Origin of the sequence: Sulfurimonas sp. (genome assembly GCF_023229105.1) — a bacterium.
Lineage (GTDB): Bacteria > Campylobacterota > Campylobacteria > Campylobacterales > Sulfurimonadaceae > Sulfurimonas.
In genome coordinates this window covers 11,293-27,390 of record NZ_JALNZY010000010.1, presented here as the reverse complement: position 1 = coordinate 27,390, position 16,098 = coordinate 11,293, and the positions used below count along the sequence as shown (strand labels likewise).

Annotated in this window: 18 protein-coding genes; 8 read left to right on the top strand and 10 right to left on the bottom strand. The window is 37.1% G+C overall.

Features of this window, described 5'->3' with window-relative positions:
• Positions 1 to 8: 8 nt before the first annotated feature.
• Positions 9 to 1,307, bottom strand: coding sequence for a hypothetical protein (locus M0Q17_RS02565; protein ID WP_295082989.1), 1,299 nt, complete (start codon positions 1,305 to 1,307; stop codon positions 9 to 11).
• Between the two features lie 16 nt (positions 1,308 to 1,323).
• Positions 1,324 to 1,764, bottom strand: coding sequence for a hemerythrin domain-containing protein (locus tag M0Q17_RS02560; protein ID WP_295082987.1), 441 nt, complete (start codon positions 1,762 to 1,764; stop codon positions 1,324 to 1,326).
• Between the two features lie 143 nt (positions 1,765 to 1,907).
• Here M0Q17_RS02560 and M0Q17_RS02555 point away from each other — a divergent pair, with 143 nt between their 5' ends.
• Genes M0Q17_RS02555 through crcB form a run of 7 tightly spaced genes read left to right on the top strand, consistent with a single transcriptional unit; the run spans position 1,908 to position 7,034 of the window.
• A complete protein-coding gene (locus tag M0Q17_RS02555; RefSeq protein ID WP_295082984.1) occupies positions 1,908 to 3,224 on the top strand; it encodes a S41 family peptidase in 1,317 nt (438 codons plus the stop codon).
• 4 nt (positions 3,225 to 3,228) lie between these two features.
• Positions 3,229 to 3,942 carry a phosphoribosylaminoimidazolesuccinocarboxamide synthase gene (gene purC / locus M0Q17_RS02550; RefSeq protein WP_295082982.1) on the top strand — a complete coding sequence of 238 codons (714 nt, stop codon included), beginning with the start codon at positions 3,229 to 3,231 and terminating at the stop codon, positions 3,940 to 3,942.
• Positions 3,943 to 3,947: 5 nt separating this feature from the next.
• Positions 3,948 to 4,190 (top strand): phosphoribosylformylglycinamidine synthase subunit PurS, encoded by a 243-nt coding sequence (gene purS, locus M0Q17_RS02545; RefSeq protein ID WP_295083021.1) that lies wholly within the window; start codon positions 3,948 to 3,950, stop codon positions 4,188 to 4,190.
• On the top strand, positions 4,187 to 4,864 hold the full coding sequence (gene purQ / locus M0Q17_RS02540) for a phosphoribosylformylglycinamidine synthase I (RefSeq protein WP_295082980.1): 678 nt from the start codon (positions 4,187 to 4,189) through the stop codon (positions 4,862 to 4,864). Before purS ends, purQ begins: the two co-directional genes overlap by 4 nt.
• A complete protein-coding gene (locus M0Q17_RS02535; RefSeq protein WP_295082978.1) occupies positions 4,861 to 6,003 on the top strand; it encodes a hypothetical protein in 1,143 nt (380 codons plus the stop codon). Before purQ ends, M0Q17_RS02535 begins: the two co-directional genes overlap by 4 nt.
• Positions 5,981 to 6,679 (top strand): lysophospholipid acyltransferase family protein, encoded by a 699-nt coding sequence (locus tag M0Q17_RS02530; protein WP_295082976.1) that lies wholly within the window; start codon positions 5,981 to 5,983, stop codon positions 6,677 to 6,679. The genes M0Q17_RS02535 and M0Q17_RS02530 overlap by 23 nt, the downstream gene beginning before the upstream one ends.
• Complete coding sequence (crcB, locus tag M0Q17_RS02525; protein ID WP_295082974.1) at positions 6,648 to 7,034, top strand: fluoride efflux transporter CrcB; 387 nt, start codon at positions 6,648 to 6,650, stop codon at positions 7,032 to 7,034. Before M0Q17_RS02530 ends, crcB begins: the two co-directional genes overlap by 32 nt.
• 7 nt (positions 7,035 to 7,041) lie before the next feature.
• On the opposite strand, the gene M0Q17_RS02520 is transcribed toward crcB, so the two are convergent.
• Positions 7,042 to 7,611 (bottom strand): ATP-binding cassette domain-containing protein, encoded by a 570-nt coding sequence (locus tag M0Q17_RS02520; RefSeq protein ID WP_295082972.1) that lies wholly within the window; start codon positions 7,609 to 7,611, stop codon positions 7,042 to 7,044.
• 3 nt (positions 7,612 to 7,614) lie between these two features.
• Positions 7,615 to 8,307: a dUTP diphosphatase gene (locus M0Q17_RS02515; RefSeq protein ID WP_295082970.1), complete on the bottom strand. Its 693-nt coding sequence runs from the start codon at positions 8,305 to 8,307 to the stop codon at positions 7,615 to 7,617.
• A gap of 130 nt (positions 8,308 to 8,437) precedes the next feature.
• On the opposite strand from M0Q17_RS02515, the gene M0Q17_RS02510 reads away from it, so the two are divergent.
• The gene (locus tag M0Q17_RS02510; protein WP_295082968.1) at positions 8,438 to 8,611 is read left to right on the top strand and encodes a uracil-DNA glycosylase; all 174 of its coding nucleotides are present in this window, start codon (positions 8,438 to 8,440) and stop codon (positions 8,609 to 8,611) included.
• Here M0Q17_RS02510 and M0Q17_RS02505 read toward each other — a convergent pair.
• The 6 genes from M0Q17_RS02505 to M0Q17_RS02480 form a co-directional block, all read right to left on the bottom strand.
• Complete coding sequence (locus M0Q17_RS02505) at positions 8,586 to 9,014, bottom strand: pyridoxamine 5'-phosphate oxidase family protein (RefSeq protein ID WP_295082966.1); 429 nt, start codon at positions 9,012 to 9,014, stop codon at positions 8,586 to 8,588. The genes M0Q17_RS02510 and M0Q17_RS02505 overlap by 26 nt on opposite strands.
• Complete coding sequence (locus M0Q17_RS02500; protein ID WP_295082964.1) at positions 9,001 to 9,240, bottom strand: hypothetical protein; 240 nt, start codon at positions 9,238 to 9,240, stop codon at positions 9,001 to 9,003. The genes M0Q17_RS02505 and M0Q17_RS02500 overlap by 14 nt, the downstream gene beginning before the upstream one ends.
• Positions 9,233 to 10,417: a PatB family C-S lyase gene (locus M0Q17_RS02495; protein ID WP_295082952.1), complete on the bottom strand. Its 1,185-nt coding sequence runs from the start codon at positions 10,415 to 10,417 to the stop codon at positions 9,233 to 9,235. The genes M0Q17_RS02500 and M0Q17_RS02495 overlap by 8 nt, the downstream gene beginning before the upstream one ends.
• 90 nt (positions 10,418 to 10,507) lie before the next feature.
• Positions 10,508 to 12,868, bottom strand: coding sequence for a flagellar protein (locus tag M0Q17_RS02490; protein WP_295082950.1), 2,361 nt, complete (start codon positions 12,866 to 12,868; stop codon positions 10,508 to 10,510).
• 173 nt (positions 12,869 to 13,041) lie between these two features.
• A complete protein-coding gene (nuoN, locus tag M0Q17_RS02485) occupies positions 13,042 to 14,550 on the bottom strand; it encodes an NADH-quinone oxidoreductase subunit NuoN (RefSeq protein ID WP_295082948.1) in 1,509 nt (502 codons plus the stop codon).
• On the bottom strand, positions 14,550 to 16,097 hold the full coding sequence (locus M0Q17_RS02480; RefSeq protein WP_295082946.1) for an NADH-quinone oxidoreductase subunit M: 1,548 nt from the start codon (positions 16,095 to 16,097) through the stop codon (positions 14,550 to 14,552). The genes nuoN and M0Q17_RS02480 overlap by 1 nt, the downstream gene beginning before the upstream one ends.
• Position 16,098: the final 1 nt, after the last annotated feature.

The following is a 16,098-nucleotide window of genomic DNA, read 5'->3' as shown; positions in this document are numbered from 1 at the left end:
TATCACTTTTAGTTTTCTACTTTCATAGCAAACATACTCATGTCAAAATCAGGTTTGGTTTTGATAGTTTTTAGATATATCAAAGCCGCAATAACGATATTGTACTCTAATATTAACATGCTTGTTATAAAGCTAAGAGCAAAAAGCGGTAAAAGATATGGCACAAAAAAGGAGAAAATAAAGCCGATAAGGGAGACTATAAAGAGCATAAATTGTGCTTTTGCAAGTTTTTTATTTATCATCTCGTTCATTGTAGGAATACTCATGTATCCCTTTGCATTAAGATGAAACCAGATTAAAAACGGAACTATTTTGTAGAGCATCCCCGACATTATAGAGAAGATAAATCCTCCGCCTATAAAAATGGAGACAAGCACTATATATTTTTCATTGAAAAAGTCATCTATAACCCATGAGAAAGTACCCAGAGTCATAAAAATAGCCGCACTTCTCCAATACCAAATTGTTATGTCGCTTACTTTTCTACGGCGAGCGTTTAGCTTTATATATACGGTTGTAGCAAATGCCCAAAAAAATGTAGCTATCCAGATCTTAGCCACCACCGCATATGAATCAAAAAAGAGGTTAAGCAGCAGCCAGAGAAGTAGTCCCGTGCTTATAAGCCAGGCAACTTTCTGCTTACAAAATCTTTTAAACTTCGGTGCAACATAAAACATAGGCAAAATATGAAAAGCGACCCCGATTATTAAAACTCCCGCAAAACCAAAAATTGCCCAAACGCTATGAATATTTGCAAGAAGCAGATGTGAAGCAGAAAAATTTCCAACTCCATAGGATGCCAAAAGATGCACTCCCATAAATGTTATAAAAAGAGCAAAAATAAGAGCGGTAATCATGGCTCTTATGCTTGCAGTAAAATTTATAACATTTCTAAGGGCAATCAGCATGGAGATAATTATTGTTAAAAAACCGACACCGAGCAAGGCAGATGCACTCAACAACAAGGTAGCTATATTGAACCATAACCCAAAAATCATGCAAAGAGTGCCTGTTGCCAATAATATATATGATATTTTAGAGATTATAGTTACTTTTGTTATTTTAACTCCGGCTAAAACCGGCAACATCTGCATCAGAGCTCCAAACATCACAAAACTTAAAAAACCGATAGTTACTGCATGCGTAATTGCAATTGTCTGCATAGAGTATCTGCTTGTAAGAGTAGCGGCATCACTAAAGAGGATTAAAAACCCTGCTAAAATGGCAAAAAGTGGTGCCGTTAGAAAAAATGTAAGAGGTGCCCATATCGGCGGTGCTTGATCTACAGAGAGTCCGTCAAAATCCAAATCTGTATCTTTTTATCTACTGCACAATCATAGAGCGCATCATATCTATAATACGCTCAGACTCTGCACTTAGATGCTGCTGTGCCATGATGTAGAGCATCTGCTCCTCTTTCATGTTGTGCTGCTGCATTAAAATCATCAATGTTTCGCTGATGCCAAAAAATTTATCTTTATCTTTAGCATCAATTGCTTTACCCATGTCTGAGATTAGGTTTCTCATCTGCGTGTGCTCATGTCTCATCATAGCGGTTGGGCCTTGCGTCATTCCTGTTTTTTGTTCAAACTCCAAAAACATAATTCGCTCCTCCATCTGGAAGTGTCTCTCTGTCCGTTTTGCAAACTCCTCATAAGAGGCTTTTGCGCTACCTATATCTTTTGTTACAGCATCTTCCATGCTTGCAAACAGTTCATCGCAATGACCATGATCTGCGCTTAAATACTCTTTTATCGTACTCATTATTTATATGCCCTAATTATTTAAATTTTTCGTATTATATTAAAAATAATTTAAATATAAATTACTCTACATCAATTTTGCACACGTTGTTATTTAAACAGCTTTTTACTATAATGTCCTTTTTAATTGACATAGGAAAAATAATGAAAAACAAAAAGTTACTTACTCTTGGTTTTGCCTCTGTAACGGTTGCGTTAGCTTTGCTGTTTTCTACAAATCTTCTTGCTTTTTCTGAGGAGAAAAACCAGAGCAAAGAGTCCTCTAGACTAGAGTCTTTAGCAAAGTTTACAAAAGTTATAAGTATTGTTGAGCAGTACAATGTAGATAATGTAAATATTGAAGAGCTTATAGACAAGGCACTTGCGGGGATGATGAATAACCTAGACGCGCACTCAAGCTATCTATCACAAAAAGATTATAAAAATTTAAAAGTTCAAACAAACGGTGAGTTTGGCGGTCTTGGTATCACAGTGGGTGTACGAGACGGTGCGCTTACGGTTATTGCACCGATTGAAGGCACTCCGGCAGACAAAGCAGGCATAAAAGCAGGCGATATTATTTTAAAAATAGACAAAAAATCCACTCTTAATATAACGATTGATGAAGCAGTATCAATCATGAGAGGCAAAGTCGGTACTCCTATTGAGTTAATGGTTGTTAGAGAGGGGGAGAATAAGCCTCTGACAATTAAGATAGTAAGAGGAATTATTACAATAGAGTCTGTATATGCAAAATCAATAGGCAATGATATACAGTATATCCGCGTAACGAGCTTTGATAAAAAAGTCGTTGAAGAAGTCGCAAAAGCTATTAAAAAAAGAAAGTCCTCAACAAAAGGTATTGTTCTTGATTTAAGAAACAACCCTGGAGGGCTTCTTGATCAAGCTGTTGGACTTGTGGATATCTTTGTCAATAAAGGAGATATAGTCTCTCAAAAAGGCAGAAACAAAGCTGATGATGAGATATACTCTGCAAAAAGTGAAAATACTCTAACAAACGTCCCTTTAGTAGTGCTTGTAAACGGGGGAAGTGCAAGTGCGAGTGAAATTGTAAGCGGATCACTTCAAGACCATAAGCGAGCTATTGTCGTGGGGCAAAACACATTCGGAAAGGGAAGCGTTCAAGTAGTGCTTCCTATAACCGAGGAGGAGGCTATCAAGTTAACGATTGCTAGATACTACCTTCCAAGTGGACGAACGATTCAAGCTCTTGGAGTAAAACCGGACATAGAGGTTTTTCCGGGTGATGTCACTACAAACAAAAATGAATTTGCAATAAAAGAGGCTGACTTAAAGAAACACCTAGAAGAAGAACTGGAAAAAGTTGACGGTAAAGAGAAGAAGCAAGAGGCGCAAAAAGACTCAAAACATATCATAACAGATGAGATGATAAACAAAGACATGCAGCTAAAAGTTGGCATTGACATTGTAAAAGCATTAATAATTACAAAAGGACTATAAAAAGATGCAAAAGAGAGAACTGCTTTACGAAGGAAAAGCAAAAAAATTGTTTACTACTGATGATGAAAATCTTCTCATATCAGAGTTCAAAGATGACTTAACTGCGTTTAACGGAGCGAAGAAATCAAGTGAAGCGGGCAAAGGTGCACTTAACAACAAGATTTCAACAGAACTTTTTAAGCTCTTAGAAGCAGAGGGCATACATACTCACTTCGTAAAAATGTTAGACGACAATCACATGCTACACAAAAGAGTGGATGTTATACTTATAGAAGTTATTGTTCGCAATATTGCAACTGGTAGCTTAAGCCGCAACTTAGGCATTAAAGATGGAACGGTTCTTCCTTTTACCCTTGTTGAGTTTGACTATAAAAATGATGCCCTAGGCGATCCAAAGCTCAATGATCAGCATGCGCTTATCCTCGGTTTGGTTGATTTTCAGGATGAGCTTGATAAACTTCGCAGAATGGCAAGACAAGTCAACGATATTCTTAAGCCATATTTTGCCGCTAAGGGTCTTAATCTGGTTGACTTTAAGCTTGAGTTTGGAAAAGACAAAAGCGGCAATATTATTCTCATAGATGAGATAAGCCCTGATAATTGCCGTTTTTGGGATATGGTAAGCGGTGAGAAGATGGACAAAGATAGATTTCGTCAAGGTTTAGGCGGATTAACCGTAGCTTATGAACAAGTTTTAAATAGAATATTAGGAAAATAATAATGATAAAAGTAATAGTAAACGTATTTTTAAAAGCCGGAGTATTAGACTCTCAAGGTAAAGCCGTCCACCATGCGCTAGAGTCTCTACACTTTAATAATGTCAGTGATGTCCGTGTCGGAAAACAGATAGTGCTAAATCTTGACGAGAGCGATGATAAAAAAGCAATGGCAGACGTTACAAAAATGTGCGAGGAGCTTCTTGCAAATACCGTAATTGAAGATTATACGATTGAGCTGATAAAATGAAAGTAACAATATTACAGTTTCCGGGTACAAACTGCGAATATGACGCGCAATATGCTTTTGAAAAACTTGGGGCTAAAACAGAAATCTTATGGCATAAGTCAGAGAGTATCCCCTCTGATACCGACCTTTTGGTTGTAGCAGGCGGCTTTAGTTACGGTGATTATTTAAGAAGTGGTGCTATTGCAAAATTCAGCCCCGTTATGAAAGCTGTAACTGCCTTTGCAAATAGTGGCGGAAAAGTTTTAGGCATCTGCAACGGTTTTCAAGTTCTTACCGAAGCCGGTCTTCTTCCAGGCGCACTTAAAAGAAATGAGAGTCTGCACTTTATCTCAAAATACCATCACCTAAAAGTCATAAACAATGATAATATATTTTTAGAAAAGTTAAACAGCGACGATATCGTAAATATTCCTATAGCTCATCATGATGGAAACTACTATATAGATGAGAGTGGACTAAAAGAGCTTTACGCAAATAATCAAGTTCTTTTAAAATACTGTGATGCGAGTGGAGATGATAAGAAAAATCCAAACGGCAGTATAGATTCGATTGCCGGCATCTGCAATAAAGAGAAAAATGTTTTTGGACTTATGCCGCATCCTGAGAGAGCAATAGAATCTCTTCTTGGAAGCGATGATGGAGTTAAAATGCTGCAAGGATTCTTAAAAGCGTGAAAATATTAGCATGGTTTTTTCTTTTTACGGCTCTGTTGTTTGCAAATACAACACAAGAAGTAAATTTAAGCAACTTTGCTGAGCCTCAAAATAGTGATCAAACTACTTTTACGGATAATCAAGAGATAGAAAATCTTCCAAAAGTAATATATCTAAACTACGAAAAAACTCCATCAAGAGTGCTAAAGGGCGAAATATTTTCCGTTACCATAAAAGCTCTCTCTACCGTTAAAGAGTTTATGGATATTACTTACGCCCTCTCCGATTCAAAAGGGTTAAAGCTTCTTAGTAACTCTCCTCTGCGAGGAACTGATTCCAAATACTACTATGAAACTTTTCACTTTTTGGCAACTTCAGACACTATAAGACTTCCCGATATTACAGCAACTCTTATCGGATATAAAGATGAAGTATATAGAACAACAACTCTGCAGGGTCGAGCATTAAATGCTATTTTGCTCAATCCAAAAAAAAATTTCTCAAATATAGTAGCCAACTCCTTTGAGATATTAGAGTATAAAACTACAAATTATGACACCATACACAACATAGTTATATTTGTTGCAACCGCTACAAACTGTGATATCTCTGCTTTAAATTTGAGCGGTGTTTACAAACAAGGAATTGAGTCTATTACTGAATCATACTTTGACTCAAAAATTACATATTATGCAATAATTGACAAAAAATTGGAAAATTTATCATTCTCGTACTTTAATTTAGAAAAAAATAAATTTATTCCCATTTATATACCAATCATAGTTGAGGATGACAGCGTAACGACGCAGAGCGATTTAAAACCAAAAAACCAATCCCACGAAATACTCAAAATGGCAGTTGCCGCTGCTATTGCCATAGTTGCTTTGCTTGTTATATTACTGAGAAAAAAATATATCTATCTTGTTTTTGTTATATTACCGTTGGCATACATTGTATATCTCGGTGTTCCCTCAAAAGAGATATGCATAAAAGAGAACTCAAATATCTATCTTCTTCCTCTGGCAAACGGAACAATATTTGAGACAACTTCAAGCAGATATCATCTGCAAAAAGAGGATGAGATAAAGGGCTGGATAAAAGTACAGCTTAAAGATGAAAAGATAGGTTGGGTTAAAAATGAAGATATTTGCTCACGTTAGTTGGCTTTTTGCAACAATCATAATAGCAACATCCCTTATTATTATGATACTTACATTTCATATTTTACCTAGACCATATAGTAGAAAACTCGCTGCATGGCTTATTAGAATAGGAATCTTTTTTACAGTTGAAGTAGAAGGCAAAGAAGATCCAAAGGCTCAGATGTTTTTGCTAAATCACCAAAGCAACTTAGACATTGTAGTAATGGAGACAATTACTACAAGAGATATTACATGGGTTGCAAAAAAAGAGCTTTTTGACATTCCTCTCTTTGGCTTAATTTTGAAAATGCCTCAAGATATAGCAGTTGAGAGAGAGAGTAAAACATCTCTTATAAAGCTTCTTAGAGATGCAAAACGAACTCTTAAAACAAACAGGGTTATAACCATGTTTCCAGAGGGTACACGCTCTACAAAAGATACAATGCTCCCTTTTAAATCCGGAGCAAAAATCGTAGCTGATGCTAACAAGCTTTGCGTGCAGCCTATAGTTTTAATGCAAACATCAAAATACTACAATACAAAAACCTACTACTACAAACCGGGGCGAATAAAAGCGATTTTTCTAGAGTCATTTGTAGCGGACAAAAATAATGAGAATTGGTTAAGTGATTTACGCAATAAAATGCAAAAGGTGTATGACAATGAGCTGGCAAACAATCCTAGCCATAGGTAGCGGCGGTTTTATAGGAGCACTCTTAAGAGCTTATTTAAGTGGAGTGATATCAAATAAAATGCCGCATGATTTGCCTTTTGGAACTCTTGGCGTAAATCTTCTTGGCAGTTTTATCATGGGTCTGCTCATAGCCTATTTTATGTATACGACACTCTTTTCACTTCATGTCAAATCTTTTCTCTCTACCGGAATTTTAGGTGCGCTTACAACCTACTCTACGTTTGCCATAGAGAGCTTTTTCCTGCTAGAGGGCGGGCACATCCTCTTAGCGGCACTAAATATATCTCTAAATGCCTTTGGTTCTATTTTTATGGCTGGAAGCGGTTTTTATGTGGCAAAGCTATTTATAAAATAAATAACACTCAAATCATAATAATCTCATCTGCGCACCATTTAGCCAAATCCAAATCATGCGTAATAAGCAACATTCCCATTCTATCAAGATGTCGGATTAACATACTCATGACCTCAAGCTGAATAACATTATCAAGTGCGGAAGTTGGCTCATCAAGCAGAAGCAAATCCGGCTTCATAAGCATAGCGCGAAGAATGGAAGCGCGTTGAAGCTGCCCGCCTGAGAGTTCATGCGGGAGTTTTAAAAGCAGCTCATAATCAAGATTTATATTTTTTAAATATGTATCTATATCATCGAGTTTTGCAACATCTTTTATCTGGTTTAAAAGCGTATAGCTCGGATGAAAAGAGCTGTAGGGGTCTTGAAAAACTTCAGAACAAAACGAACTTCTGATGCTTCCAAAAAGAGGTTTTAAGTTACCCTGTATAAGCTCAAAAATAGTGCTCTTTCCCGCTCCGCTAGCTCCGACAATCGCTTTAATCTCCCCCTTTTTCAAAGAAAATGAAAGATTCTCAAAAAGCAGCAGCTCTTTTTTATATCCAAATGAGAGATTTTCAACTTCTAGTATGGTGCTCAAATATTAGCTCTTATTTAGCGCCAAATAGAGTTTGGTAAGCTCTCTATAAAGAGCATCAGGCTTTATGCCGCTATTTTGCTCTAAGATTCTTTTCATTATAACATTATCCTCTTCGCCTGCCCATATTTTAATATATGTGCCGTTTTTGTAGCCGTTGTCTTGTCTAAATTGGTTTAGGATATTTTTTCCCATGTAAAGCTTGTAGAGACTCTCGAGATTCAGTCCACTCATAAGCACCAAATCAAAGAAGTCTGATATAAGCTTTTCAAGGTCAAGGGAACCTCTTGAGAGCGTGTCTATCATAATCGACTCTATCTTTTGGATAATCTCATCTTGTTTTGCAAAATGCTCACTGCTTGTATTTATCTTTTTAAAATTCTGCGACTGTGAGATATTTATAGCCAAATCTTCAACCTGCCCTCTTAAGGTTTGAGAGTAATTCTCTATAGCCAAACTCATAACAAAGTGCCAAACATCTACAACCTCAACCTGAAGATTATTCCAATCCGTCTCTTGGTCTATGTTTTTCCAATGCTTCCAGGTAAAGCTATCTATCATCTCGGCGCACTCCATATAGATACATCGCCTCCAGTTGATAACTTTAGAGTTTTTGGTAATTCCACTAGTCCAATTCTCGCCGTTTGTAGCCTCGTTTAAATCGGCCTGAAGCTGCAGCATCAATAATATTTTATCCATCTTTTTTCCTTAATCTACTTACTTTAACGCTCAAGTTTACTCAGCGTAAAGCTCTCGCGACTTGTTGCTTTATTTTATGGAAGTATTGTACCAAATATGCTAAAATAGCGCACTTAAACAAAGAGCTCGCATGAAAAGAATTAACTGCAGAAGATGCCAATACTATTATGTTACATGGGAAGCGCAAAGACCACATGGATGTAAAGCCTATGGGTTTAAATCCTCCCAAATCCCCTCCCTGCTCGTCTTTCAAAGCACTGGAAGCGACTGCACGATGTTTAAAGAGAAGAATCCTTCCAAATAATTTTTTTGCCAAATCCCAAAGTATTGTCCGTAAGTTTAAAATATTCAACTTTTATCTGCCAGAGTTTCGCATTCATAGCAAGAGCATAGGGAAAGGTTTTAAAGTAGAGTCTCCTTAAACACTCATCCTCAAGCTCCAAAAACTCGCCCTTAAACTGAACTCCCTCAATCTTGCCCACAATTTTTGTCTCCAAAACAACCGTTCCGGCAACTTTTTTATTTTTAAAGATATTTTTTATGTGTGTGGTATCATCGCTGCTTGCAACAACAAACGAGACTTTTTCTTCATCAAAAGCGTAAAAAAGATTACATGCATTTAGCTCTAGGGCATCAGAAGTAGCAAGAGTTAAAACATGATGCTTAGCTAAAAAGGAGGCTATCTTTTTTAATTCAAGGGGAGACATTAAAGTTTCTAAAGAGATGTTTTTGCAGTGCTTCTACACTATTTAGCTCTCGCTTGTTTAGCATCAACTGGGCAATATCGTCATTTGCCATTGTCTCATACATCTCTTGTATATTTGTCATAAGATAGTGGCTTTTTAAAAAATCCAGCAATACTTCAAAATTATCGCCTTTTTTAGTGCTGTATTGTTTAAAAAATTTAAACTCGTCCCAATCTATATCAATCAATCTTATTTCCTATTCTTTGCAATGCTTTTTCCAAATGTTTGATTACTAATAACATTTTAGCAGAGCAAAGCGCAAAATTCAATCTCATAAAACCACTTCCCTCCCTGCCAAACGATATTCCTGCACTTAATCCCAATCCCGCTTCCTTTACAAAAAAATCTCTCAACTCTTTATCACGCAAACCCAAACCTCTACAATCAAGCCAAGCCAAATACGTACCCTCTACCGGGGTAATTTTTATGGGATATCTCTCACATAACTCCTCTAACATGGAGTAGTTTTTCTTAAGATGCACCTTTAGCTCCTCAAGCCATACTTTACCCTCTTTATAAGCAGTTTCAAAGGCTACATGCGAGAGGGAACTCCCTTGCGCAAAGTGGATGCGTTTATATACTTTTAGAAACTTATCTCTTAAGATTTTGTTTGGAATTGCTACGCTGCTTATCGCAAAACCTGCCATGTTAAATGTTTTTCCAACACCCATTGCAGTCACGGTAATGTCTCTTGCTTGCTTATTTAAAGAGGCAAAGGGTACATGTGTGTTTGGTTTATATACTAAATCACAATGAATCTCATCGCTAAAAACAACTATATTATGCTTGATGCAGAGTGCTAAAATCTCTTTAAGTTCCTTTGTTGTCCATACGCGTCCAACTGGATTGTGAGGGGAGCACAGAAGTAAAAGTTTGGTTCTCTCATCTATCTTTGATTTTAAATCCTCTATGTCAAAAGTGTAACTTCCATCATCTCTTAACTTTAAAGGGTTTTTAACAAGTTCTCTTTTATGCTCTATCACGCTTTTAAAAAATGGCGCATAAACGGGTGTTTGCACAATAATTTTATCGCCCTTTTGCGTAAATGCCTCAATGGCGACATTTATACTCGCAACTACCGAGTGTGAGTAGAGCATATCTTCAAGCTCAAACTCCACTTTGTGCTCTTGCTTTATCCAAGCTATCTGAGCTTCAAATGCACTACGAGGCATCTCTTCATAACCAACAATAGGATGCTCTAGTCGTTTTTTAACTGCACTAAGTACAAAATCAGGCGTATCAATATCCATATCCGCAACCCACAAAGGCTCCACATCATCGGTACCAAAAAGCTCTTGTCTTAAAACATACTTCTCAGCATTTGTATCGTCTCTGGGCGCAGAAGTTGAAAAATCATATCTCATTTTATTATCTCACTTATTGTATTTTAGCCTTAGTATAGTTCTGCAACATTGCAGAATATAAAATAAATACTAAGCCATTTACAAAATCTTCTACAGCGCTTTTGCGCTTTTTGCTAGTTGTGCCCATGCTGATGCTGGCTCAGCATCTATGGCTTCTTGGTACGCTTTTTGTGCCGCGTCATCTCTCCAGAGTTTTTCAAGAGCTGTTCCTAGGAGATATTTTTGTCTTGCTCTGTTGTTTTTGCTTAACTCTCTTGCATCTAAAGATTGTATAGCCTCCAGCGCTTTGTTGTAATTTTCTTTGTCATTATAGGCTTGATAAAGCGCAAACTCTACAAACGGGCTTTGCGCATATGAGTCTGAACTCTGCTGTATGTGCATTATCTTTTCGGCGTACTCAATAACCATATTGTTATCTTTTATCTCGCTTCCTACTGCCATAACCGCCATATATCTCTCGATATCTATATAATCATCCCTATATGCTTTTAAAAGCTCACTCATGGACTCTATCATCTTCTCTTTGTTTTCAAGTCTGTGATAGGTGTCAAATAGAGTTCTGTAAATATCCTTGTACGGAGACTCTTTGTCATCTTTTATAAGTGCTACAAGCTCCTTGGATGCTTCTATGACATTTGAGTAGTTTCCTGTAGCAAAATCAACTTTTATATATCTGTAGAGCCACTTTTCTCTCTGCTTTATATCTTTTGATTTGAGATTTTTATCTGCCATTTTTTTAGCCAGCGCAAAATCCGCACCCTTCATAGCACACTCATAAATCCCATCATCCCACTCGTCTGAGAGTTCGATTTTATACTGCGAGGAGATAACAAGCACGCTGTTACACTCTTTTACTTTAAGTGCTTGCTTCATTGTTCCAATAGCCGCTTGAGTGATTTGCTCCTGCGTATCTTGGTACTCTTGTTGATTTAGCTTTAGAAGCTCTTTTTCCATAGCAAGCGCCTCTGAAAATCTCTCATTTTTAATAAGAAGTTTTGCTTTTTCATATATAGCTTTATTTCCTATGCTATCACTTTGATACTCTTGCATGAGCTTGTCATATGTCTCAAGTTTTACCGAAGCATTTTCATCGCTGACATCAAAAAAGAGTCCGTCTTTTGCGATTTGAACCTCTTGTGCATACATACCGTCTTTAAAGAGTTCAAGATATCTCTTTAGCGCAGAGAGAGCCTCTTTTTTCATCTTAGTCTTACTTAGCCAGATTCCTACATTTCTAGTAAGCTCTTCATACTCATTTTCTGTCGGATTCATATGCTCTATCAAAGCTTTTGCTATCGCGGCAGCTTGAATGAGCTCTGCATTATCTGCTAAATCATACATCATGTCCATAGATTTATATATGTTAATACTAGAGAAGTATTCAGGCTTTGCTTTTGCTATTTTATCTATCTGAGTGGCTGCCTCTTTCGCATTTGAATCAGCCATGAAATTTTGCGCCAATCTAAATGCGGCCTCTGATGCAACATCTATGTCATTACAATGTGTAAGCACCCTCTCATAGAGTGTTCTGGCTTTTGATGCGCTTCCTGAGAGTTCTAGAGACTCAGCCATATATATATATCCCCAATCGGTATAAACGGAGTCTGGATGCTCACTAAAAAGTCTGTCAAAAAAGTAATCGCCATCACTGGTTAAACCTACTTTTGTGTAAGCTTTCGCTATCAAAGATAAAACCTCTGCAATATTTTCATCTGAGGAGTATTCTCTTAAATACTCTTTTGCAGCTTCGATAAGTTTTTCATTTTCATCTAGTTTTGAAAAGACTCTAATCTTATAAAAAAGTAGTTCGGCTCTAAAGAGCGAGTTTGGATACTCTCTCATAATATTATTTATTAACTCTAGTGTAAACTCATAATTTTTCTCTTCATAAAACTTTTTAATTTTTATATATTCGGTTACATCGCCGACTTTTTTAATATGAACCGGATTGCCCTTTATATCTAAACTGCCGACATAAGGGAGCATATTTTCGGAATATGAAAAAGGGAAATTTATAGCGGCATCTGAGTATTCAAATGTTTTAATATATGGCATCTCATCCATGTATCCCACAATCATCCAGTGATTTGAAAGCTTGACATCTGCGCCAAAAGTTGCCTCCTCTTTAGCCAAATCAAAAACCATAGCAAAGAGTTTCATCTTCTGATATGGTTTAATTATTAAAAAAAAGGTCTCTTTTTTTGTTTCGCTATCTATCTCAAAAAAATTATTTTGAAGTTTTTTTATCTTTTGCGAAGGGGATTTGGGAAATGCACAGACAATCTTAGAAACAGTGCCAAAATCATCTTTAAACTCTTGGCATAAAAATTTATCAGCATCTTTTATATGAAATGTAGAGTATGATTTATGTTCCTCTTTTGCACCTTGAATTGAGATTTCAAGAGCAAAAGCATTAAGTGACAAAAAAACAAGAAGCACTGTTTTTAACAAATTAGATACCCCTATTTACTGATGTTATGCAGCAAAACAAACGCGTCCGTTTTACTGGCAGGGACATCTTGTCCCTTGCAACCCCCTAAAGCTACGAAAACAAGCTAATGCGGTTTTCACGAAGTGAAAATGTTTCTTTAGCAAAACAAATTTTTCGAGATTTTCAAGGTAGTTTAATAACCGCTATTATATACAAACACCGTAATAAAATCTAAAAGCTGGTTTACCGCTAAAAAAGCAAATATAGTTCCTATAGCTGCTACCCCGATGATAGTTTTGAGCGGAAGTGTAGCATTTGCGCTAAAAACACGTCCATCATATTCAACAACGGGTTCTTTCATAAACATATATACGATAAGTTTTAAGTAGTAATACCCTGCTATAGCGGAGTTTAGTGCCATAATAAGTGCTAAAACCGTGTATCCACCTGTAATCGCCGAGCTTATCATATACATTTTACCCCAAAATAGAGCAAACGGAGGAACTCCTGCTAAACTTAACATAAACAGAGCCATGATTGTAGCCGCAACCGGAGATGCTTTAACCATTCCCGCAAATTTATCATAACTATGATCAGACTGCTGATGCGCAGGAAGATTTTTCTGTCTGCTTATCCAAAGCATGGAGAACGATCCTAAGTTTGTAAAGCTAAAGAGTATCCAGTAAAGAAATAGTGCACTGTTTGACTGTGTGGTACCGATTAAAATCGCTGCCATAACAAAACCTGCATGCGAGATTGAACTATATGCAAGCATTCTCTTTACATCCGTTTGAACCAATGCCCAGATATTTGCCATAGTCATAGTTAAAACAACGCCCATGTAGAGAATAACCTCTAACCAAACAACCCCGCTGTGGATTAAAAACTCAAAAAGTCTCATAGCAACAACAAAAGCCGCAATTTTTGGAACGATTGACATATACCCTGCAAGTGCGGCGGAGGAGCCCTCATAAACATCCGGCGTCCATGTATGAAACGGAACCATTGAGAGCTTGAAGCCGAGTGATGCAAGCAAAAATACAACCCCGATAAGAACAAAAGCTATATCTTCATAGTTATTCGCACTCAATACAGCAGCAATCTGGTTAATCTCAACAGAACCCGTAAGTGCATAAAATATCATGGAACCGAAACTAAAAAATCCAGCTGCAAGGGCACCCATTGTAAAATACTTAACAGCCGCCTCAAACGACTTGTCACGGTTGTGCATAGCAATTAGAGTATAAAGAGCCAAAGAAGCCGTTTCCAGCCCTACAAAAATCAGTATAAGATTATCTGTTGCAACCATAAACTGAAAGCCTGCAATCATAAATAAAAATAGTGCAAAGAACTCAGGGTATGAAAATTCATGGAATCTCTTATGAGTAAGTGCCAATGGGATAAAGAGCATAGATGCCCCTACAATGATAAACTGCGATAAAATCGCCAAACCATCTATGAGCATCACATCAAAAACACCCATTACAGTGCCGTTTTTCTCAAATACGCCTGCAGAATCCATTAGTGCTACAAAGTCAACTCCTAAGACGAGAAGGACTAACATTACATATAAAGACTTGTGTTGATCACTATTAAAAAGATCAATCACTATGATTAATAAAGCGCCGATGATTGGAATTAACATAGGCACAAGAGTCATTAAATTTAGCGACTCAATCGAAACATTTACCGGTGATAACATTAGTGTGCCTCCTTAGCCGAAGTTTTATTTATGAGAATATTCAAACTAGGAATTCTTGTTTTTGCTTCCTCTGAGAGTGCTTTTTCATGCATTAGTTGAACTACAGACTCAACGCTTGTATTAATTGTTCCCAAAAGTGGCTTAGGGTATATTCCCAACCAGACAGTTATAATTACCAAGGGAATAAGAGCAAGGAGTTCTCTTTTGTTTACATCTGGGAGATTTCTATTCTCCTCCTTTGTAACTTCACCAAAGAACATCTTTTTGTAAGCGGCTAACATGTAGATAGCACCGACTATAATAGCTATACCCGCAAGAAGCGTTAATATGTGTGACTGCTTATAAAAACCTAGAAGACTTAAGAATTCACCTACAAAGTTAATAGTCAAAGGAAGTCCAACAGCAGCCATCAACATAAGTCCAAATATTGTTGCATATCTAGGCATAACATGTGCAAGTCCGCCAAATTCACTCATAAGTTTAGTATGTCTTCTGTCGTAAATTACGCCTACAAGAAAGAAGAGCGCCCCTGAGACGACACCGTGAGCTATCATAAGAAAGATTGAACCCGTTATACCCTCAACATTTAGTGCAAATGTACCAAGGATGATAACACCCATATGTGATACTGAAGAGTAAGCAACAACCTGTTTAATATCTTTTTGCGCATACGCAACCATCGCCGTATAGATAATCATGATTATTGCTAACACTGCTATAGGATACATGAAGTAAACAGATGCATCCGGAAACAGTGGAAGCGAAAAACGGATAAATGCGTATGTACCCATTTTAAGCAAAATTGCTGCAAGAATTACCGAACCGATAGTTGGAGCTTGCCCGTGCGCATACGGTAACCATGTATGAAATGGAAACATTGGAACTTTAATAGCAAAACCAATAAAAAATGCAACAAACAACCAAATCTGAAAAGATTCAGGCAGAATCAGACGATACCAATCAAGAATCGCAAAACTCCACTGACCTGTCGCCTGATAGTAGAAGTAAGCCATAAAGAGCATCCCGACTAGCATCACAAGTGAGCCTGCAAAGGTATATAAAAAGAATTTAACAGAAGCATAAATTCTAAGAGGTCCACCCCAAGCACCGATTATGTAAAGCATTGGAACAAGTGAGAGTTCCCAAAATACATAAAATACAATAGCATCAAGAGCAGCAAATACACCAACCATAGTCATCTGCAAAAATAGAAGCGTGATTATCATATTTTTAATATCTTTAGTCTCGCCAAGCGAAGCGATACCTATCATCGTAAAGAATGCCGCAAGTATAATGATAAAGAGTGAAATTCCATCAACTCCTACAATATAGTTGATACCAAAGGTAGGAACAAGTGCGACCTGCTCCATAAACTGCATTCCTGAGACATTGCCATCAAATGCAAACCACAACCAGAGTGCAAGAAAAAACTCAATAGTAGCAACAGCAATACCGTAAGAGCGCATGCTATCCTTGTTAACTACAAATCCAAGCATCGCTGCGAGTGCCGGGAAGAAAATTAAAATCGATAAGATATGATCCAACATC

Coding starts and splice junctions, on each gene's coding strand:
- M0Q17_RS02560 (WP_295082987.1), bottom strand. CDS start 1,764: ATGAGTACGATAAAAGAGTATTTAAGCGCAGATCATGGTCATTGCGAT.
- M0Q17_RS02555 (WP_295082984.1), top strand. CDS start 1,908: ATGAAAAACAAAAAGTTACTTACTCTTGGTTTTGCCTCTGTAACGGTT.
- purC (WP_295082982.1), top strand. CDS start 3,229: ATGCAAAAGAGAGAACTGCTTTACGAAGGAAAAGCAAAAAAATTGTTT.
- purQ (WP_295082980.1), top strand. CDS start 4,187: ATGAAAGTAACAATATTACAGTTTCCGGGTACAAACTGCGAATATGAC.
- M0Q17_RS02530 (WP_295082976.1), top strand. CDS start 5,981: ATGAAGATATTTGCTCACGTTAGTTGGCTTTTTGCAACAATCATAATA.
- crcB (WP_295082974.1), top strand. CDS start 6,648: ATGAGCTGGCAAACAATCCTAGCCATAGGTAGCGGCGGTTTTATAGGA.
- M0Q17_RS02515 (WP_295082970.1), bottom strand. CDS start 8,307: ATGGATAAAATATTATTGATGCTGCAGCTTCAGGCCGATTTAAACGAG.
- M0Q17_RS02510 (WP_295082968.1), top strand. CDS start 8,438: ATGAAAAGAATTAACTGCAGAAGATGCCAATACTATTATGTTACATGG.
- M0Q17_RS02505 (WP_295082966.1), bottom strand. CDS start 9,014: ATGTCTCCCCTTGAATTAAAAAAGATAGCCTCCTTTTTAGCTAAGCAT.
- M0Q17_RS02495 (WP_295082952.1), bottom strand. CDS start 10,417: ATGAGATATGATTTTTCAACTTCTGCGCCCAGAGACGATACAAATGCT.
- nuoN (WP_295082948.1), bottom strand. CDS start 14,550: ATGTTATCACCGGTAAATGTTTCGATTGAGTCGCTAAATTTAATGACT.
- M0Q17_RS02480 (WP_295082946.1), bottom strand. CDS start 16,097: ATGTTGGATCATATCTTATCGATTTTAATTTTCTTCCCGGCACTCGCA.